18 protein-coding genes are annotated in these 20,711 nt (G+C 57.2%); 13 read left to right on the forward strand and 5 right to left on the reverse strand.

Going from position 1 to position 20,711, the window contains the following annotated elements; genetic code table 11:
* The first annotated feature begins 55 nt into the window (after window positions 1–55).
* From HUW35_RS04320 to HUW35_RS04335, 4 genes are all read left to right on the forward strand, one after another.
* Window positions 56–781: a spermidine synthase gene (locus HUW35_RS04320; protein ID WP_181254399.1), complete on the forward strand. Its 726-nt coding sequence runs from the start codon at window positions 56–58 to the stop codon at window positions 779–781.
* Window positions 782–1,004: 223 nt separating this feature from the next.
* Window positions 1,005–1,610 carry a hypothetical protein gene (locus tag HUW35_RS04325; protein ID WP_181254400.1) on the forward strand — a complete coding sequence of 202 codons (606 nt, stop codon included), beginning with the start codon at window positions 1,005–1,007 and terminating at the stop codon, window positions 1,608–1,610.
* 182 nt (window positions 1,611–1,792) lie between these two features.
* On the forward strand, window positions 1,793–3,400 hold the full coding sequence (locus HUW35_RS04330; RefSeq protein WP_181254401.1) for an ABC-F family ATPase: 1,608 nt from the start codon (window positions 1,793–1,795) through the stop codon (window positions 3,398–3,400).
* A gap of 260 nt (window positions 3,401–3,660) precedes the next feature.
* Window positions 3,661–3,870, forward strand: coding sequence for a cold-shock protein (locus tag HUW35_RS04335; RefSeq protein ID WP_078083408.1), 210 nt, complete (start codon window positions 3,661–3,663; stop codon window positions 3,868–3,870).
* 59 nt (window positions 3,871–3,929) lie between these two features.
* Here HUW35_RS04335 and HUW35_RS04340 read toward each other — a convergent pair whose 3' ends face one another.
* A complete protein-coding gene (locus tag HUW35_RS04340) occupies window positions 3,930–4,628 on the reverse strand; it encodes an OmpW family protein (RefSeq protein ID WP_181254402.1) in 699 nt (232 codons plus the stop codon).
* Between the two features lie 230 nt (window positions 4,629–4,858).
* Here HUW35_RS04340 and HUW35_RS04345 point away from each other — a divergent pair, with 230 nt between their 5' ends.
* Window positions 4,859–5,251, forward strand: a complete 393-nt coding sequence (locus HUW35_RS04345; RefSeq protein ID WP_181254403.1) for an AraC family transcriptional regulator ligand-binding domain-containing protein — start codon at window positions 4,859–4,861, stop codon at window positions 5,249–5,251.
* Window positions 5,172–5,876, forward strand: a complete 705-nt coding sequence (locus HUW35_RS04350; protein WP_255463489.1) for an AraC family transcriptional regulator — start codon at window positions 5,172–5,174, stop codon at window positions 5,874–5,876. The genes HUW35_RS04345 and HUW35_RS04350 overlap by 80 nt, the downstream gene beginning before the upstream one ends.
* Window positions 5,877–5,904: 28 nt before the next feature.
* Here the strand turns inward: HUW35_RS04350 and HUW35_RS04355 are convergent, their stop codons facing one another.
* Both HUW35_RS04355 and HUW35_RS04360 read right to left on the reverse strand, forming a co-directional pair.
* A complete protein-coding gene (locus HUW35_RS04355; RefSeq protein ID WP_181254405.1) occupies window positions 5,905–7,740 on the reverse strand; it encodes an ABC transporter transmembrane domain-containing protein in 1,836 nt (611 codons plus the stop codon).
* A gap of 83 nt (window positions 7,741–7,823) precedes the next feature.
* Window positions 7,824–8,240, reverse strand: a complete 417-nt coding sequence (locus tag HUW35_RS04360; protein WP_181254406.1) for a VOC family protein — start codon at window positions 8,238–8,240, stop codon at window positions 7,824–7,826.
* 311 nt (window positions 8,241–8,551) lie between these two features.
* Here HUW35_RS04360 and HUW35_RS04365 point away from each other — a divergent pair, with 311 nt between their 5' ends.
* The 4 genes from HUW35_RS04365 to HUW35_RS04380 all read left to right on the forward strand — a co-directional run bounded on the left by HUW35_RS04365 (window position 8,552) and on the right by HUW35_RS04380 (window position 11,576).
* On the forward strand, window positions 8,552–9,349 hold the full coding sequence (locus HUW35_RS04365; RefSeq protein ID WP_181254407.1) for an outer membrane protein OmpK: 798 nt from the start codon (window positions 8,552–8,554) through the stop codon (window positions 9,347–9,349).
* Window positions 9,350–9,523: 174 nt separating this feature from the next.
* Window positions 9,524–9,967, forward strand: coding sequence for a DUF3574 domain-containing protein (locus HUW35_RS04370; protein WP_181254408.1), 444 nt, complete (start codon window positions 9,524–9,526; stop codon window positions 9,965–9,967).
* A gap of 52 nt (window positions 9,968–10,019) precedes the next feature.
* The gene (locus HUW35_RS04375) at window positions 10,020–10,430 is read left to right on the forward strand and encodes a hypothetical protein (RefSeq protein WP_181254409.1); all 411 of its coding nucleotides are present in this window, start codon (window positions 10,020–10,022) and stop codon (window positions 10,428–10,430) included.
* 198 nt (window positions 10,431–10,628) lie between these two features.
* Window positions 10,629–11,576, forward strand: coding sequence for a transglutaminase domain-containing protein (locus HUW35_RS04380; protein ID WP_181254410.1), 948 nt, complete (start codon window positions 10,629–10,631; stop codon window positions 11,574–11,576).
* Window positions 11,577–11,628: 52 nt separating this feature from the next.
* On the opposite strand, the gene HUW35_RS04385 is transcribed toward HUW35_RS04380, so the two are convergent.
* Complete coding sequence (locus HUW35_RS04385; protein ID WP_181254411.1) at window positions 11,629–12,564, reverse strand: hypothetical protein; 936 nt, start codon at window positions 12,562–12,564, stop codon at window positions 11,629–11,631.
* Between the two features lie 276 nt (window positions 12,565–12,840).
* On the opposite strand from HUW35_RS04385, the gene HUW35_RS04390 reads away from it, so the two are divergent.
* A complete protein-coding gene (locus tag HUW35_RS04390) occupies window positions 12,841–13,218 on the forward strand; it encodes a RidA family protein (protein WP_181254412.1) in 378 nt (125 codons plus the stop codon).
* Between the two features lie 60 nt (window positions 13,219–13,278).
* Here the strand turns inward: HUW35_RS04390 and HUW35_RS04395 are convergent, their stop codons facing one another.
* Window positions 13,279–15,372: a transporter substrate-binding domain-containing protein gene (locus tag HUW35_RS04395; protein ID WP_181254413.1), complete on the reverse strand. Its 2,094-nt coding sequence runs from the start codon at window positions 15,370–15,372 to the stop codon at window positions 13,279–13,281.
* A 377-nt stretch (window positions 15,373–15,749) separates the two neighbouring features.
* On the opposite strand from HUW35_RS04395, the gene HUW35_RS04400 reads away from it, so the two are divergent.
* Window positions 15,750–17,981 (forward strand): hypothetical protein, encoded by a 2,232-nt coding sequence (locus tag HUW35_RS04400; RefSeq protein ID WP_181254414.1) that lies wholly within the window; start codon window positions 15,750–15,752, stop codon window positions 17,979–17,981.
* A gap of 239 nt (window positions 17,982–18,220) precedes the next feature.
* Window positions 18,221–20,698 (forward strand): choice-of-anchor D domain-containing protein, encoded by a 2,478-nt coding sequence (locus tag HUW35_RS04405; protein WP_255463491.1) that lies wholly within the window; start codon window positions 18,221–18,223, stop codon window positions 20,696–20,698.
* The last annotated feature ends 13 nt before the right edge of the window (window positions 20,699–20,711 follow it).

Below are 20,711 nucleotides of genomic sequence, written 5' to 3' on the forward strand. Positions count from 1 at the left end.
CTTTCTACATCAGTAACGATTCCGCGCTTTTCGGTTGCATTAGGATCCAATCACCATGCCCCTGTTATTTGAAGAAATCGATAGCCAGCCCTCACCCCTAGGCGAAATCTCACTGCGCAGGCGACGTATTCCGGCGCTCGGCGATCGAGATATCTACGAGGTAAAGCTGGGAGAGGAATTTTTGATGTCCAGCATGTTTGTGGAGGCGGAAGAAGCGCTGTCCACACTCGGTCTGGCACAGGTGCAGGGTGATAACCTGAGCGTGGTCGTTGGGGGACTGGGCCTTGGGTATACCGCGGTGGCGGCACTGCAGGACACACGGATCACCGAGCTACTGGTGATCGATGCTCTGGATACCGTGATCAGCTGGCACAAAACCGAGAAAGTGCCCCTCGGGAAAATCCTTAATGCGGATAAAAGAAACCGCTACGTACACGGCAGTTTCTTTGACCTGGCCACAGACCCGCATGCGGGTTTTGACCCGGCAGGTCCGGGAAGAAAGTTCGATGCGATTCTGCTGGATATCGACCACTCACCCACCGAATACCTGAACCCGGCCAATGCGGACTTTTACACCACCGATAACCTGGCGCTGATGGCGGAACAGTTGAAGCCAGGCGGGGTATTCGCCATGTGGTCACAAAATCTTCCGGAGGCATCCTTTGAGCATTTACTGGGTACTGTTTTTCCCTCGGTGCAGTCCCATGTGGTCTCTTTTTACAATCCGTTTATGAGCGAGGAATCGACCAATTCCGTCTACGTCTGCGTCAAATCGAGTTGACGTAGATCCTTCTAATTTCGCACATAGTGAGCGGGATATTCCGTCAGGTCACCGAAAAATATTTTCCAAATCTTAATTTCCCGGTAATAATAATTTCACGGATGAAATTATTATCTGCGCCAGTTAGTCAAGGAAGACCACATTGGCAGCTATCGATTGGCGCATGATTTCTCGAGCTGATCTGCTGACACCTTTGGCAGATCCAATGAAACAGGGACGTTTCATGGAAAATGTAATTCGCTCCCGTGCGACGGGAAAAAGTGTCATCAATGGTACTTACGAAACCCGCAAGATTTTGCTCAAAGTCGGCACTAAGTCGGTGACGAAGTACTTCAAACAACGCCCGGGCGTTCAGCGGCGTTATCGCGTGGAAAAATCCGCCCTGCAACGGTTGCGCGGTGTGGTAGGTTTCCCTCAGCTGATCCGCACGGCGGATACTTCACTTCTCCTGGAAATGTCACGCCTGCCTGGCGCTTCGGTTAAATCTCTCAGTGAGCGCAACTTGCGAGACCTGGCGGCCATCGTCGAGAAGATGCTTGCGGCGGGTGTAGCACGCCATTCCCTGCCGCTTCGCGATATCCTGGTGGACCCAGAAGGCAATGTCGGGCTGGTGGATTTCGAGCGTGCCACGCTGCGCTCCCGAATCTGGCGTCCGGACTGGAGTATCGCCAAGGCGGTAACCCGCTATCACCTCTATCGGCTCTTCGCTGAGCAGCAACCACAGCTGCTGAATCCGGAACAGTGGCGACTGGTAAATATTGGTGGAAAGCTTCGCAACCCGGTAAGCCTGCTCCACGCCTTGACCAGATCACTGCGCAAGCCGGCGTAGACCACTGCACGGACTCGACCGGCTCTCCCCCGCCTGCATGCTCAATTTTTAGGCTGATTTCTCGACACCCTGCCCGCAAGCCCTTATAGTGCGCGGCCCGCCACGCTTCTGTGTGTGGCGGCCGTTATCGAAGACGCTCATTCATACATACCGCCCACCTGTAAGCCCCCGGGAATATTCTCTTGATCACCACCGCCAATATCACCATGCAGTTTGGTGCCCAGCCGCTGTTTGAAAACATCTCCGCCAAGTTCGGCAACGGCAACCGCTACGGCCTGATCGGGGCCAATGGCTGCGGCAAGTCCACATTCATGAAGATCCTGAGTGGCGCGCTGGCGCCGTCTGCGGGCAATGTATCCATCGAGCCCGGTTGCACCGTGGGTGTACTGAGCCAGGACCAGTTCGCGTTCGAGGAGTACTCGGTAGTCGACGCGGTGATCATGGGCGATACCCGCCTGTGGGAGATCAAGCAGGAGCGCGACCGTATCTACTCGCTGCCGGAAATGAGCGAGGAAGAAGGTATGCGCGTGGCCGACCTGGAGGTGCAGTTCGCAGAACTGGACGGCTACAGCGCGGAGAGCCGCGCGGGCGAGATCCTGCTGGAGGCGGGTATCGAGGAATCCCTGCATTTCGGCTCCATGAAGCAGGTGGCACCGGGCTGGAAGGTTCGCGTGCTGCTGGCGCAGGCCCTGTTTGCGGATCCGGACATCCTGCTGCTGGACGAACCTACCAACAACCTGGATATCCACACCATCCACTGGCTGGCGGAAGTGCTGAACCAGCGCCGCTCCACCATGATCATCATTTCCCACGACCGGCACTTCCTGAATCAGGTCTGCACCCATATGGCGGATATTGATTACGGCGAGCTGCGCGTCTTCCCGGGTAACTACGAGGACTTCGTGGCTGCCTCCACCCTGATCCAGGAGCAGCTGCACGCGGAGAACGCCAAGAAGAGTGCGGAGCTGGAAGAGCTGCAATCCTTCGTTAACCGCTTCTCTGCCAACGCGTCCAAGGCCAAGCAGGCCAGCTCGCGGGCGAAGAAGATGGAGAAGATCAAGCTGGAGGAGGTAAAGCCGTCCAGCCGGGTAAAGCCTTACATTACCTTCCAGCAGAGCAAGAAACTGCACCGACAGGCGCTGACCCTGGAAGATCTGGCCCACGGGTATGACGGTGAGACCCTGTTCGCCGGCGGCGAGATGATTCTGGAAGCGGGTGCACGCCTGGCGGTGATCGGCGAGAACGGGGTGGGCAAAACCACCTTCCTGCGCTGTCTGGTGGATCAGCTGCAGGCCAACAGCGGCGTGGTGAAATGGTCCGAAAATGCGGCCATCGGCTACTGTCCCCAGGACAGCAGCGCGGATTTTGACAACGATCTGACCATCTTCGAGTGGATGTCCCAGTGGCGCACTCCCAAGCACGATGACCTGGCGGTACGCGGTATGCTCGGGCGCTTGCTGTTTACCGCAGACGACGCCAACAAGAAGGCGCGGGTGTGCTCCGGTGGGGAAAAGAACCGCCTGCTGTTCGGCAAGCTGATGATGATGGATACCAACGTGCTGGTCATGGACGAGCCCACCAACCACCTGGATATGGAGTCCATCGAGGCGCTGAACAAGGCGCTGTCCCAGTACGAAGGCACCCTGATCTTCGTCAGCCACGACCGCCAGTTTGTCTCCTCCCTGGCCACCCGGGTGCTGGAGATCAAGGACAAGCAGCTGGTCGATTTCCAGGGTACCTACGATGAATACCTCGCCGATCGGGCCCGCGCAGAGGCACAGGCCGCCTGATAACCCTTAACGGGGCAAATTGGCGCCAAAAACTTCGAATTGTATCGACTAATTACTGAACAATTTCTAGACAGGGCGATCACTTCCCTATAGAGTGGCCCCTGCTAGAAAGAAAGACTTTTATTGATACCGCTATATCGCTGTCGTACTCGCAATGCCACGTTTTATTCATATCGTGTCCTGCAGTTACTAAGAGCCTTTACATCAAGCACCACCCGCCTCTCGAGGCAACACTCTTTTTAATTTCAGGAAAATTAGATATGTCTAATACAGTGACTGGAACCGTTAAATGGTTCGACGAAGCAAAAGGTTTTGGTTTTATTGAGCAGCAGTCCGGTCCGGACGTGTTCGCACACTTCAGCGCTATCGCTAGCACCGGTTTCCGCACCCTGACCGAAGGCCAGGCCGTTGAGTTCACCGTAACTCAAGGCAAGAAAGGCCCGCAGGCTGAAAACATCGTAGTGGTTTAATCCCCTACTGATGTGAAAACGGGCCCTTCGGGGCCCGTTTTTGTTTGTGTCCAATTTGATCAGAATTGATATCCGACCGTCAGGGAATAGATGTCCGGGTCCACATCGATACTGATGGAGCGGGTAACATCCCCGATCTGCGGGGTATCGGTGGTAACTTCAATATCACTGGTCACCCAGTAGCGGGAATACGCCAGGTCCACTGACCAGCTTTCATTCAGCGCGTAGTTCGCGCCAATCTTCACCACGCCTCCCACGCTGTCTTCGACAGTGCCTTCGCTTTCGCCGCCGAATGCGTGCTCATAGCTCTCGTAAATCTCAACATCCATAAACTTGGCGTAGTTAACGCCGGCACCCACGTAGGCACTCAGTTTGCTGCCCAGGTCGAAGTGGTAAAGACCGATGACGGCCGGGGTCAGCGCCTTGCTTTCACCCACCTCACCCAGGGCTGCGGCAGTGCCGGTGGCAACCTGCTTTACCGTCGGCGGCGTGCCCGCAGCGAACTGCACGGACCAGTTGTCGGTAATGAAGTAGTCGTATGAGAACAGGGTGACACTGTGGTCATCGGCAATCGCGGTGATGCCGGCCGGGGTCAGGGCGGTGCCCATACCCATGTTGTCGCTCAATTCGGTAGATTCGCTGTTATAGCTGACGGTACCTGCACCCATCTTGATCAGGTGGCTGCCGGCTTCTGCAGCAAAGGTGGAGGCGCTACACAGCGCTGCGCACAGCGCGATGGCACTGGACAGTGTTTTCATGGTCTTTCTCTCGTTATTACTATTTTTCGGCATCGTTTTTAGCGTTGTATTCGGGTGTGGGAAGCCGGCAGCTACCGGCGAAATACCCTCATCCGAACTTGCCCATAGGGGACCATAAGGCGCCAACCCAAATAAGGTTTGTTGGGGACACGGGGGTGTCCATTTCCGCCAATCGGTGATTTAATAACCAATATTGCACCTACCGAAAAACCTCAAAAAGCGCCCCAGAAGTGAAACTTTTCTCTAGTTTTCAGCCGGAAAGGGAAAGGAAGTCCTATCTGCTCCACAGTGTTGCTCGCCTGATATCTACCCTGGCAGGATTTGGCGTGCCGGTGCGAGAAGTGCTGCAAGGCAGCGGTGTCCTGGAGGGACAGCTGGATAACCCGCAAGCGCGGGTGTCTTTCGGTCAGATACAGGTGATCTTCCAAAATACGGTGCGCCTCACGCCGCGGGCGGATATCGGTTTACACGCGAGCCGAGAAGCCCGGTTTTCAGATTTCGGGGTGATCGGCTACACGCTGATCAGCGCCCGCAGCATGGCCGATGCTTTCGAGCTGGGGCTGCGCTATCTCCGCCTGGCCAGCCCCGCGGTCAATAGCACTAGACAATATCGGGCGGATTGAGGCGAGTCAGATACGGGTCGCCCCTGAGGTGCTGCCAATCTGCTCGGAGTTCTGGATAGGGACAATCGTCGCCCTGTGTGAAGACGTGTTGAAGCGACCGCTGCATAACCTGCGCCTGTACCTGCCCTACCCGGATCCGGGCTACGGCGAAAGTTACCGGGCACACTTCAACTGTCCGGTTGTATTTGATGCTGCGACACTGCGGCTGGAGTTTGATGCCGCGCACCTTTACGACAGGGCGCCCTATGCAAGTTCGCTGGTGCTACAGAAATGCGTGCAATCCTGTGAATCCATTCTGGCGGAACTGGAGTCCGAAGACAGCATTGCCCATCAGGTAAGGGCAATGCTCATGGAAAACCCCGGCGAGTTTCCCGACGCGGGCGAGGTGGCAAAAGCACTCGGATTATCGGTTCGCTCGCTGGGGCGCAGGCTCAATCAAAGTGGGCACAGTTTCCAATCCGTGCTGAATGAGACCCGCAAGGAAATGGCCCTGCAGTATTTGCAGCAGACCTCGATGAGTGTGCCGGAAATTGCCACGCGGGTCGGTTTTTCCGATGCATCAAACTTTCGCAAGGCTTTCAAAAAGTGGACCAAGGCAACCCCCGCAACCTTCCGTCCGGAGTGACTGCGGATTTATCCCGGATAACTCCCTGTCAGGCCCTGCCGGGTGCCTCCACATCCTGAAACTGCAATTCGGCCAGGCGCTTGTACAGCGGCGACGCCGCGATCAGTTCTCCGTGGGTACCCTGTGCCACCAGCTGTCCCCGATCCAATACCGCGATACTGTCTGCGTGCAGGATAGTCGCCAGCCGATGGGCGATGATGATGGTGGTGCGGTTCTTCATCAGTGCTTCCAGCGCCTGCTGCACGTGGTACTCGCTCTCCGCATCCAGCGCACTGGTGGCTTCGTCCAGCAACAGGATTTTCGGGTCTTTGAGGATTGCGCGGGCAATGGCGATCCGCTGCTTCTGGCCACCGGACAGACGGGTACCCTGCTCACCCAGGTGACTGTTGTAACCATCCGGCAGCTGCTCAATAAATTCGTGGGCGTGGGCGGCCTTTGCCGCGGCGATTACCTCCGCATCGGTCGCATCCGGTTTGCCGTAGCGGATGTTGTACCAGACATCGGCGGTAAACAGCGCCGGCTGCTGGGGCACCACGGCGATCTGACGACGCAGGGTGCCGGTATCCAAATCCCGGATGTCCACCCCATCCAGGGTGATACGCCCACCGCTGGGATCGTAGAACCGCTGCAACAGCTCAAGCAAAGTGGACTTACCCGCGCCGGAGGGGCCCACCAGGGCCAGGCTCTTGCCCGCCGCCACTGTCAGATCGAGACCGTCGATCGCCGGTCGGTCCAGTCGCGACGGATAGCTGAACGCTACCCGGTCGAACACCAGCTCGGCTTCTGTATCAATAGCAGGGAGCTCGCTATCGACAGGATTGCTGCTCGCGGGAATTTCCGCCTGAACATTCAGCAGGTCGACCAGCCGCTCGGTGGCGCCTGTGGCTCGCTGCAGCTCCCCATACACCTCGGAGATCGTCGCCACCGCCGAGCCCATCATGATGGCGTAGAATACAAACGCGGCCAGGTCGCCACTGCTCATACGTCCGGCGATCATGTCATTGCCGCCCACCCACAACAGTGCACTTACCGCACCGAACATCAGCAGGATCACCACCGCGATCAACAGTGAGCGCTGGCGCACCCGCTGTTTGGCGACATCAAACGCGGTTTCCACTTCCGCGGAGAAGGCTTGCTGCTCGTGCTGTTCGCGGGTGTAGCTCTGCACCGTCTTGATGTGTTGGATGATCTCGCCGGCGTAGCTGCCTACATCGGCGATCGAGTCTTGGCTGGCCTTCGACAGTTTCCGCACCCGGCGGCCATACAGCACGATGGGCAACAACACCAACGGCACCCCCACCAGCACCATCAGGCTCAATTTCAGGTTGGTGAACAGCAACAGCACCAACGCGCCCACAAACATCAATCCACTGCGCAGCGCCATGGAAAACGACGTGCCGATAATATGTTGCAGCAGTGTCGTGTCAGTGGTGAGGCGGGACATGATCTCGCCACTGCGGTTGGTCTCGAAATAGCTCGGGTGCAGCGTCACGATATGGTCGAACACCGCCTTGCGCAGGTCCGCCACCACCCGCTCCCCCATCCACGACACCAGGTAATGCCGTGCGTAGGTGCCAATGGCCATCAGCACCGCAAGCACCATCAGTACCAGTACTGCCTGGCCAAGCGCGGCGCTGGAGTCTCCGGTCAGTCCCTTGTCGACCAGCAGGCGCACGCCCTGACCAATGGCGAGGGTGACGCCAGCGGTAAACACAAGGGCAACTGCCGCGCCAAATAAAGTCTTCTTGTAGGGCCGCATAAACTGCCAAAGCGCAGCCATCATCTGACGCGCATTCATACTTGCGGCTGAGCTTGCCGACGCGGCTTGCACGGAAGGATCAGCGGCTTCGGTTTGGTGGGACATAGGGAGAAACTGCAATTGAGGAAGTGGCGACCAGTATATCGGGTCAATAGTGGTACGAAACCTTCCCTGCCACGAGCGCAGTCTTATTTGAACATCAGATCCGGGTTCACCATGGACTTCATTTCCAGCACGTTGCCGTTGGGGTCCTTGATGAAAAACGTCTCCTGCTCGTATTCGTCCCCTACGAATCGGCGATAGGGTTTGTCCAGATACTCCAGTCCGGCAGCCTCGATACGCGCCTTGAGTGCCTGGAACTCCGCGTCCGACAGGTGCGCACCGAAATGCGGTACGGCCACGGCACCCATATCCACTTCGTGGCGCACATTGGGTAACTGCTCCGCACTCTGGTGTAGGGTCAGTTCGTTGCCCCAGAAATCGATATCCACCCAGCGCCCCTCCTCACTATTGCCGCTCTTGCAGCCCAGCACATCACAGTAGAACGCCTTAGTTACCTGCAAGTCTCCAGCGGGTATTGCCAAGTGCATACAGTTGGATTTCATGGGGATTCCTCTTGCCGAAATTTTTGTGGTGCTGCACGGGTAAACAGATTTTAGTAGACGGGGAGCGGCATACTGCGCCTTCAATTCACGGCGCAGCCAGCCAAGCACCACCCGAGAGAAAGGGGTTGAAATTACGCCAAACGCCGAATGAACAGCATATTTTCCCAGCAACAGCCCCGCTTGCGCAGCATTGCCTTCGCCATTCCAGACCAGCTCAGAAATCTTGGAAATCCACGGGCAAATCCGGTAAATTTCGCGGCTATTTTTTGACCAAGTGCGGCCTGCGCCGCACTGCCGATTCAGAGGTTACGATGACGCTCCCCCGCTCCCTGCCCGCGCTGGCTACAGGCCTGCTTACCCTGTGCACTTCCCTCAGCGCAGCTGCCGACGTGTTGTGGCAGGACAATAGCCTGACCGCGCTGTACGGCCGGGACTACAAGGTCAACTACAGCCTCTCCACCGATGACAGCAGCCGCGGTGTACTCACCTTTGAGCACGCCAGTGGCCACAGCTGGGGAGACCTGTTCCTGTTCTCGGATTACCTCTCCTCGGAAGATGGCTCCAGCGAGCTGTATACCGAAGTCTCCCCGCGCCTGAGCCTGGGCAAGCTGAGTGGCCGCGAGTTCGCCTACGGTCCGGTAAAAGATGTCTTGCTGGCGGGGCAGTTGGAGCTCGGTAATATGGACGACCCGGACAACCTCACCGCCACCGGCCCGCACTTCGTCAACAAGCTCGCGGGGGTCGGTTTCGATCTGGCGGCCCCGGGATTCTCCTATCTGCAGGCCAACCTCTATCACCGCACCAATGAGAACAAGGCGGACAACGAACAGCTGACCCTGGTGTGGGGACTGCCGTTCAATCTGGGGAACGAGTCCTTTCTGTACGATGGGTTTATCGACTGGGCCAGCGCATCGGCAGATGCGCACCCGAGCATGAATTTCACTTCCCAGCTGAAGTGGGATATCGGTGCGCGCAGTGGCCACCCCAAAAAGCTCTACGCCGGGATCGAGTATGTCCACTGGAATGACAAGTTCGGCATCAAGGACGGCACCTTCGGCATTGACTCCAATGAGCGCAATATCAACCTACTGCTGAAATACCATTTCTGATCGCCCTCCGTATATCTGCCCTCTTAGCAGCGCAGCCAGCCTGACGCGAATTCCCTCGTCCCACCAGTAAAGGGACGGGGGTTACATCCGCGGCAAAATGGCGTACCTTGAATTCTTTATTACCCAAAGCTTTCAATGTAAGACTTGATAGGCGGGAAGCCTCGTTACTGGCGAATGGCATTAAGAAGAATGCACGGGACACGCATAAAACTACTGTTCGCTTCGTTAATGGTTGCCACGATTGCGGCCTGTGGCGGCCCATCGGCACTGCGCTGCCAGCCCGGGGAAACCCGGCAATTTCACGACCTTTTGTATTTCGGCACCGCCATTGGCAGTCCGCCTGTTGCGGAGGTGTCCGAGACACAGTGGCAAGGTTTTGTGGACGAAGTCCTGTCCCGGCATTTCGCGGACGGGCTGACCGTGATCCCGGCCGCAGGACAGTGGAAGCCCGCCGCCGGGGTTCCACTGCGCGAGCGAAGCTATGTGCTCTCGCTGGTACATTCGGGTAGTCCAGAGGTCGAGTCCTCGATCAGCGCGGCGATCGATCACTACAAGCGGGCTTTCGATCAGGAGTCTGTCCTCAGGGTACGCAGCCCGGCCTGCGTGGCATTTCGCTAGACAGCGCACTCCTCTCGTTCAACCGGTTACATAACAACGACAACATCCAATTATGTCTCTCAGGCAATGGCACCGACTGAAACTCAGGTATGCAGAACACGCCGTAGAGTTTTTCGCAGGCAGTAGCAATCTGCGCCCGCAACTGCATTCTGCATTTATCCAGCTGGCGGCCCGCGCCGGCGAAGTGCGGGCCACGCTGTCGGTCCATCATTCCCTGCACGGCTGGCTGCAGGTTTGCGATCCCGAACACCGCTACCCGATCATCAACAACCCCCTGCGTCTCAATGTTTCCAGACTGTGGCGCTCGGTGCTGTATACCCTTTCGGAAGCCGACACCTGGCCCACCGATGAAGAAAAGTCACAGAGAAAAATGGAGCGGCAGCTGAAACGCAGGGCTGAAATCGCCGAGGCTCGCCGCAGTCGCTTCCACCTGGTGAAGAACGACCCACACACTGAAAACTGACACAGCCCCGCTGTCGCCAAATCCCCCACCCGCCTCATTCGGCCCACCGGTGCCATCACTCCGCTCGCCGCAGCCCTGCCCTCGCGCCCTTCGACTCAACGACACTTTCAGTACATTCATCGACACGCTGCATCTGGCTCAATATTTTTGTGCGTCCATCAGCAACATGACAGGAGGAAAAACCAAGGGGAATATCTCATGCGATGGATGGCAATTTTTATCGTGGCGCTACAGCTGGGTTGTGCGGGCACTCCCAGCTCCGCGCCCCCACGGGCACTAAGCGGGGGTTCTATCACCACCGGTGAGGCGGCCCTGAGCGAAGATCAGGCCGAATCACTGGCAGAAGCACTGGAAATCACCTTCGGCCAATCAATGGAACCGGGAGCATCCGCACTGGCCGGGCCCGGTTACTCACAGGGATTGCTTGCGGTCAGTCCGGAAATGCGGGCGTTTGTGGATTCGATCGATCCATCCCTCAGCCCCAACCAGCGATTCCGCCAGATTCTGCGCACCCTGAAGCAACAGCGTTTTGAACTGATTTACGATCTCGATACCACCGCCACCGCCGCGGAGGCGTTTGCCGAGCGCCGCGGCAACTGTATTTCATTTTCTGCACTGATGGTGGCGCTGGCGCGGGAGGTGGGGCTGGAAGCCCATTTCAACCGGGTATATGCCCCCATGGGGCGCAGGACAACGTCGGGAAGCGGTGGCAATGCACTGATACAGAATATCCTGCATATCAATGCGGAGGTTTCCTTCGGCTGGTCCACGCGCATTCTCGAATTCAACTTCGATCCGCGCAGCCCACACCGGCACAAGCGACTGGCCGATGCCACGGTGCAGTCCCTGTACCTGAACAACCGCGCACTGGAACTGGAGAAAGAACAGCGGCGGGAAGAAGCGGTCGACATGTTGCAGGAGGCCCTGACCCTCAACCCCGCCTCCAGCCTGCTGTGGAATACCCTCGGTTATGTCCACCGACGGGGTGGCAATCTGGAACTGGCAGAGCTGAGTTACAGCCAGGCGCTGGCACTGGACAGAGGCAACACCGCGGCCGAGCACAACCTGCGCAATGTGTACCGCTTGCAGAGCCGGCGCGCACTGTCACAGGCACAACTGACCGCTGACAGTGATGCCGAGTCCTAAGCCGAGCCCTTAGCCAAGTCCTGAGCTGAATGCTGAAAATTCGCCACGGCGCTCACACCCTGGCGATCTTGACCCCGATTCCCATGTGGTCGGTAATCGCCGCGGCGCCACTGGCTCCGGCGACATCCACGCACTGGGAGAGGTAAACCAGGTTTTCGATCTTTACCGTGTTGGTGTTGTAGACCGCCACATCGTATTTCTTGCTGGCATTGCTGTTGGTGCCGCCAAAGCTGCGCTGGTAAGCATCTTCCGGCTGGATCTGTTTGCCCTGGTGGAACTCCGCAAACGATTGCCCCATCGCACCGGACACCACTTCCTGGGTATAACCCACACTCGGCTGGTTGGTATCGCCCATGATGACATCAATCACACCGCCGCCCTCGGACTGCAGAACCCGGGAGTGGATGTCGCTGTAGAATTTCCTGGTCAGGTCCTTTTTGGTGGCCACGCTGTTGGGCACGTGCACGAACAGCGCGCGGATACCGTCGCTCTCGATGGCAATCCAGCCCATACCGGCCTGGATGAAACGGTGGCTACCGGAGCCATTGGTATGCACGCTGAAGCTATTGCACGCTTTGCCGGTACTGGTTGCGGTCAACAGGTTGCCGGCGTGCTGCTGCATGCTCTGCCACTCGCTGTGATTGCCATCCAGTTCACCGTACACCAGCACACTGCACTGGCCGAGTGAACGGATCAGGTGCTGATGAGTCTGGCGCGCTTTTCCCTCCACCAGGTTCAGAAAAACCTTATCCGTAAAGCGCCCCTGTTTTTTGTAGATATCCTTTGCGGTGGGTAGCAACTGCGCGGGGCCGTGAACCGGCACATCCGGTGCCGCACCTTCCGCTATAGGCATCGACAACATCCAGGGCTTGTCACTCTTGGCGATATTCGTGTGAGTACTTTTGGTAAAGCGCTGGGAGTTGGATGCGGCCACACCATGATCGACCTGGACGCCGGAATTGAGGGATTGATAGGCGAATACGGGCACGACGATCACCTCCTGTGATTGTTCGATTATTTGATGACTGCACCCCGGTGCAGATTCAAGCAGGCCAGTATTAGATCACCTTTTTTTGCGTATCTCAGCCACTATAAATTCGTGCCAGAGTTGAATTAGATGTTTTTTTCGCGGTCGCACGTGACCCCGCAGTAGTCACCGGAAATCTTCGGGTGCTAGGTGAAGTGTTCAGAGTGTGGCATCATCCCGCGCCCAATATTCACGGGGGCCCGTATCGGGCGGAGCCCCATATCAAGGAGAATTTCTGTGAGCAGAAAACTGATTTCCAGTGGATCGGACTTTGAACGAAAAATCGGTTATTCCCGCGCGGTGGTCGATGGGGACTATGTATTTGTCTCCGGTACTACCGGCTTCAACTATGCCACCAACAGCATCAGCGACGATGTGACGGAGCAGGCGGATCAGTGCTTCAGCAATATCGAGCAGGCGCTGCAGGAAGCGGGCAGCGGTATCGATAAGATCGTACGGGTGACTTACATTCTGCCCGACCGCGAGGACTTCAAGCCCTGCTGGCCGGTGTTCGAAAAGTGGCTGGGGGATGTGCGCCCGGCAGCAACCTTTTTTGAGGCGCGACTGCTGGAGGATGCCATGAAGATCGAGATTCAGGTAACCGCCCGGGTCTGATACTTTGCGCGGGCACAGTCGGCAAGTCCCTTCACCAACTGTGCCCAACGCGGATAGCGTCTACTGCTGTTCCGCCATCCTTTCATTGCGCGCCACCGAGACATATCCGAAATAGCGATCGCGGATCTCGCGCACATAGTTCACCGGCTCCCGGCCCCGCACATATCCAAAACGCGCCTTCTTGTAGTATTCCGGCTGTGACAACAACAGCATCGCGTCTTCCACATTGTCGAACCACCGGTCCGGGTCTTTCCCCAGTTGCTCTGCAAGCACGCGCGCGTCCCTCACATGGCCGTGGCCAGCGTTGTAGGCGGCCAGGGTGAAGTAAATTTTCTGGTCGAAGGCAAGGCTTGTGGGAAAGCGCTCTTCCAGCCAGCCCAGATAGGAAATTCCCGCCCGAATGCCATTTTCCGGCTGGTACAGATCGGATATACCCATCTGGCGCGCGGTGCGCGGCATCACCTGCATCAGGCCGCGCGCGCCGGCAAAGGATTTGGCCCGCGGGTTAAAACGGCTCTCCTGATACATCTGTGAAACGATCATACGCCAGTCCCGGTCGGCGGGTACCGCGTGCTTGCGCACGACCGGATCGTAAGGAGAGAGCGTACTGGTATTCCGCAGACGCTCTCCCAGCTTCTGCTTGATGCGTTTTTCTTCGCGGAAGTATTTGTTGTAAGTGACGTTGAAAAACAGCCCGCGGTAATACTTGTTAAGAAACCCGTTTAACTCCTCCAGCAGCGCGGGCTGGTCTTTGCGTACCGCCCAGGCGATATCGCGCTCGCCGCCGAGATCCCCGATAACCTGGAAGTCATCGCGGTAGGTCTGCTCAATCTCTAGCAGGTGCGAATCCGCCACGGTGTAATCGTAGCGCCCGGTTGCCACACCATCGATCAGCTGTTCAGTCGTCGCCCCGGCTATCGGCAGGATTTCCATGGGCACTTCACTCGCGGCTGCCAGAGCGGTGAGACTGGTGTAGAAACTGCTGAGCGGATTGACCGCGACAGACTGGCCGCTCAGTTGCTGCGTCACCGGGATCGCCTCCGTACTCTCAACGGTATTGTCCGCCGCGGTGATCAGCTGTTCGGTTACCTGCATATACGGGCGGGTAAATACCAGGCCCTGCTGCTTACGTGACTCGGTTACGGTCATGGATGCTGCGATCACGTCGCCTAGCCCTGCCGCCAGTGCCTCCGCCAGGTCCACATCCGGCCCCGGCACCACCATGCTCAGGCGCAAGCCGTGATCCCTGGCAAAGCGCTGCAAAAGGTCGTAATCAAACCCCATCAGCTCGCCCCGCCACATGAAATAAGAAGCCGGGTGATTGCGGGTAAGTACCCGCAGAGTGCGAGTCTCCCGAATCTGATCCCAGTCCCGCAGTGCGCTGCCGCGACGCTGGGCTGCCTCGAGATGTTCGCGGGTAAAGTATTCATTCAGCGCGCGCTCCAGTTTCGGCGCATCGCGACGTACCGCCCAGGCGATAGCGCGGCGCTTGTCGCGCAGGTCTTCTGCCTGTAGAGCGGGGTAATCTGCCAGTAGTACATCGGCCAGGTTGCTGTCGATTACCGTCGCCGCAAACTCGCCGCTGGCGACGCCGCCGAGCAGCTCATCCTGGGTAACCGGGCCTTCCAGATATTTCGGTGTCAGGGGACGCTCGGTATCGGCGCGCTGGTTCAGCGTTTCTGCGAACGCACTGCCTTTTCTCAGTGCCACCTCCAGCGGGGCATCACTTTTGCTACCGTCACGTCGGGTAATCAGCAGCTCCTGCACGTATTCCAGCGGCCGGGTAAAGGTGACCTGCCTGGCGCGCTCCGGGGTGCGGGAAAAGTTGATCGCAATCAGGTCACCGCGCCCCTCGATCAGCGCCGGGATCAACTGGGCAAAGTTATCCACATATACCCACTGCGGGCTCAGCCCGCGCTCGTTTGCAAACTTTTCCGCCAGTGCGCGCCACTCTCCGGTAGGCAGGCCGTCGCGGGGTAGCGATTCCTCTTCCAGCCCACGCGGCGCCAGTAGCCGCAGGGTCTCGCGCTCGGCAATCGCATCCAGATCGCCGCGTTCGATATAGTTTTCAAATTCTGGGATCAGGGGCTCTTCGGGCGCTATATGGCCCTCTTCTCCCAACTGCTGCTCGGCCGGAGTAGCCGCTGACTGCACATTATTCTCTGCTCGGTCACCTCCGCAGGCCACGAGCAACGTGAAAATCACCAGGCTGCAGACCCGGAAAATTACCCGGCCAGCCCGGCGCCATGTATCCATACCGGCAATCGCAACCATCTCTGTATCACCTCTAATTGGTGTTGGTGGTGTGATTAATGTCTCACAAAGCGTGATGCATTTCGAATTTGATCATTTTTCAGGCAACCCATTTATCAATGTCGCCTCTGGATCCAACGCTGCCGCGCAAGTGGCGCTAACGAACGATACGGGACTGCGAGAACCTGAAAGCACAATATTCAGGTCGCGCGCTGACCGGGATTTAATGAAAGGCGCACGATACCCAGCCACCCCTTCGACGCGAGGGTCTTAAGAAAATGAAAATACTTCGGCACCTTATAACGGCAGCGTTTCTCGGCGCTTGTGCAGCGCCTACGATCCAGGCTGCTCCCCTTTTCGATGAAGACTTCCAGGACGGCAACATCTTTGGCTGGAGTACAACCGGCACCGTGTATGCCAACGCGTACTACGGCAATTACTCTATTGGCCTGCGCGGCAGTGGCGCCAGTTCTACTTATACCCTGTCCACAGTTGGTTACGTGAACGTCAATATCTCGCTGGATATTTCGGCGTATTCCCTTGAGTACAGTGAAACCTGTGTGGCGGAAGTCTCCAATAATGGCGGCAGCTCCTGGGTAAATGCGATTACCCTTTCCAATGGGCAGGACAACAGTGCCCTGTACACTGCAAACAGTGTGGCCATCAATGCGGATAATAAATCCCAACTGATGATCCGTTATCGCAATGCTGGCAACGACTATTACGATTACTGTTACGGTGACAACATTCTGGTGACCGGAGATGTTGATACCGGGAGTGGTGGAAGTAGTAGTGGTGGAAGCAACGACGATTACTATGATGAACTGACTGGATCCGGAAACGTATCCCGCAGCCTGTTGACCTATACCGTGTTAATGAACGGTAGCGATCCGGGCAGCCGCGTAAACCTTTCTGCATACGGCGTACCGCAAAATGCCGCGCATCCGCAGAATGCGTTTGCCGGCACGCTGACACTAAGCGGCGAAGCAACCGGAGGGAGCTTTGCCGAAGTTAAAGATACCTACAATTACACCGGCAGTAGTGACAACACACGCAAACACTTGCCCGAGTTTGCATTCCAGTTTATTCAGACCGGCAGTCACATTTTCCCGCTGGAACGCGGTTCCATCCCCAGCGCGCACCCCAACTGGGAATATGTGCTGACACCGGGTCGAGTTTGGCAGGAAAACAACGATAACGGCTACAGCCGTGCAGCCATTCCCTTCGCCCTGCAACAACGCAATGCCAACTGCATGCACAACGGCGTAATGACATTCCTGTTCAAGGATGATGGCTCCATTTCCAAGGTCGCCTACCAGATCAGTAGTGAAACCTGTCTGTATTTCAAGGCTGATTGGTGGGGGCTGCTCAGTGCAGCCTACACACCGGAAACCATTGCCGGCCAGAGCCAGCTGATTCAGGACTACCAGGCAGAAATTGCCGACCGCATGCCAACCAAACCGTTGTCGGCGCTCAGCACGGATTACCCGGGTACCGATCCTGCCGCATTTGCAGCGCCAAACAGTACCGACGCCAGCCACGTTTCCACTGCCGGATTTGTATATAACGGTGTGCATTACCGCGGCGACTGTGTCACCCGCTATGGCAACTACCCCTACTGTGACTCCATGGTGGTGCCGTCCTACTCTTCGGCCAAATCATTCTTTGGCGGTGTGGCCATGATGCGCCTGGAGAAACTTTACCCCGGCGTGCGCAACACCACCGTTGCGAGCCATGTACCGGCCTGTAACAGCAATGGCAACTGGTCTGATGTAACGCTGAACAACCTGCTGGACATGGCTACCGGTAATTACGCAAACGCAACTTATATGGAGGATGAGGGAGCCAGCCACACCGACAACCTGTTTCTCACTGACAGCCACAGCAACAAAATCAGCTATAGCTGTAGCCAGTACACACGCAAGGCAACACCGGGAACCCAGTGGGTATACCACACCTCAGATACCTACATTGCCGGCACCCATATGAACGATTACCTGCAGGGACAGCAGGGAAGCAGCGCGGATATTTTCGACGACACCATTGTCACCGACCTGTGGGCGCCCATCGGTGTCAGCCCCACTGGCCAGTACACCCGCCGTACCTACGATGCCGTGGAACAACCCTTTGCCGGCTGGGGGTTGATGTGGCTACCAGACGATGTGGCAAAAATTGCCAGCTTTGTCGGCATCCAGGGTGGCGAGATAAATGGCCAGGCGATGCTCGACAGCACCCAGCTTGACGCTGCCCTGCAACGCAACAGTAGCGACGCGGGCACAGTGCCACTGACAGACTACCGCTACAACAACGGCTTCTGGGCACACAATATTTCCGGAAGCCTGAGTGGCTGTAGCGGCGCACAGTGGATTCCGTTCCTTTCGGGTTACGGGGGCATCACTATAGTCCTGCTCCCGAACGACAGCGTGTACTACTACTTCAGCGACAACGACACCTACTACTGGCTCGAAGCTGTACAAGAGGCACACCAGATCCAGAGCGCCTGCCAGTAACGATTTTCCCCCTGCGCGGATCCGGTTTCACGACCTGCGCGCAGGGAGTTCATTCCCGACAAATAACCACTGGCACTACGCACCTGATAAAGCTGGCCCTACAGAACTTCACTGCGAAAGTTCATGTTACTCACATGCACCAGAGTGTGCCCGCTGTATACACCGGTGCTGTCCCAGCTCATAAAAATAATCAAGGTGCGAATATGAAATCGAGTTACTTACAATCTCAATCAGGATGCGTGGCCGCATTTCTGTTGTTGAGTTTGGCAGCCTCTGCCAGCACGCAGGCAGAAACGATTTATTCCGATAGTTTTGGCAGTGGCAATATCAGTGACTGGAACACAGTCGGCAATGTAGATGCGCATAATGGGACCATCCGTTTACGCGCGGGCTCCACGGCAACCCATTCGCTTTCTACCGCCGGCTATGCTTCGGTTTCCGTATCATTGACGCTGTCCGCAAGCTCGCTGGAAAACGGCGAGTACTGCTATGGCGAAATCTCGACCGATGACGGCAGTAGTTGGACCACGGCGGTTACCGTTGCCAATGGTGACGACAACGGTACCCAGTTCAGCGTCAACACCTCGCCTTCGGGGATCGACAACAATACCGGCGTGCAACTCCGATTTCGCGGTACCGGCTCGACCACTGGAGACTATTGTTACGGACACCAGGCGTTGGTTACCGGTACCGGCGGCGCCCCCACAGAGGCCGATATCAATTTTCCGGCAAGTGTCACCTTCGCGAACGTTGCCCCGGGCAATAGCAGCACACAGACGATCACCGTTTCCAACACGGGTTCTGCAGCACTGGTCATCAGCAACAGCAGCACTCCCGCGGCGCCGTTCAGTATAACCAGCAACAATTGCGGGACCGTGCCAGCCAGTGGCAGCTGTGCGATCGCCGTTGCGTTTGCGCCCTCCGCCGAGGGAAGCTTCAACAGTGGCATAACACTGACCTCCAATGACCCGGATGAGTCCAGTGTGACCATCACCCTGAACGGTTCTTCCAGCCAGGGCGGCGGCAGTGTTGAAGATTTTGACCCGCTGACCGGCAGCGGCAATGTTTCCCGCTCCGCGCTGACGCTGACCACGCTACTCACTGGCAGCGACCCGGGCAGTCTTGTTGATTTCTCCCACTATGCCCTGCCCGCAGAGGCGGCAATGCCAAGCAACCAGTTTGAAGGTGTACTGGAACTTTTTGGTGAAGCCACGGGTGGCGCTTTCAATGAACAAAAGGATACTTTCCGCTATACCGGGACTCAGGATGCAACACGCAAACACCTGCCGGAGTTCAATTTCGAGTTTGTGCAGACTGGCAGCCATATTGTTCCCAAACAGCGCGGCTCCATTCCCAGCACGCACCCGGAGTGGGAGTATGTTCTGACTCCTGGTCGCGTATGGAATGAAACGGGTGATTCAGGATACAGCCGTGCTGCCCTGCCCTTCGCGCTGCAACAGAAAAACGCCAACTGCATGCACAACGGGGTCATGAGCTTCCTGTTTAAGGACGACGGTTCGGTTTCCGATGTCGCCTACCAGATCGCCAGTGAAACCTGCCTGTACTATCAGTTTGATATGTGGGGACAACTGTCCGCCAGCTACACACCGCAGCCTGTCAGTAATAGCGCAACACTGGTCAGTGACTACGAGACTGAAGTTGCTCAACGTATGCCAAGCAAACCGCTGAGTGCACTGGCGCAGGACTACCCGGGCACCGACTACAGCGCTTTCGCCACGCCAAACGGCAAGGACCCGCTGGCAATTTCCCTGGTGGGCTTTGTCATTGATGGCACCCACTACGTGGGCGGCTGCAGTACGCGGCAGGGTATGTACCCCTACTGTGAGTCTCTGGTTGTCCCGTCCTATTCGAGCGCAAAGTCGGTATTTGCCGGTGGAACACTGATGCGCCTGGAGCAGAAATACCCCGGCACCTTTAATCAGTCCATCGGCAGTTATATCAGCGAGTGCAATAGCAACGGGAACTGGAACGATGTGACCTTTGACAACGCGCTGGATATGGGCACCGGTAACTACAACCTGGCCGGCTACATGAGCGACGAAGGTGCCAGCCATACCAATGACCTGTTCCTGCCGGAAGATCATGCCAGCAAGATCAACTACAGCTGCACAAAATATTCACGCAAGGCAACGCCCGGCACCAAGTGGGTCTACCACACCTCGGACACCTACATTCTGGGTACCGCCATGAACGCCTACCTGCAGGGTATCGAGGGGAGCGGCAGCGATATCTTCACTGACATCCTGCTCGATGAAGTACTGGCTCCGCTGGGTGTCAGCCCGACCGCAGAATTTACCCGCCGCACCTACGACAGCGTGCAGCAGCCCTTCACCGGCTGGGGGTTAATGTGGCTGCGGGACGATGTAGCCAAAATCGGTGCCTTCCTGTCCGGCGGTAGCCAAACCGTTCTGCATCAGGGGCAACTGGACGCTGCACTGCAAAGAGATAGCGCCGATCGAGGCCTGGAACCCCTCAGCGACTACAAGTACAACAATGGTTTCTGGGCGCACGAAGTGAGCAGCAATATGAGCGGTTGCAGTAACCCGCTGTGGCTGCCGTTTATGTCCGGCTACGGTGGTATCTCGGTGCTGATTCTGCCGAACGACTCGGTCTACTATTATTTCGCTGACGACGATGTCTATCAGTGGATGGATGCAGCACAGGAGGCGCACGGTATCCGCAGCCTTTGCCAGTAATTCACGGCCAGGT

Origin of the sequence: Microbulbifer sp. YPW1, assembly GCF_013367775.1 — a bacterium.
Taxonomy (GTDB): Bacteria; Pseudomonadota; Gammaproteobacteria; order Pseudomonadales; family Cellvibrionaceae; genus Microbulbifer.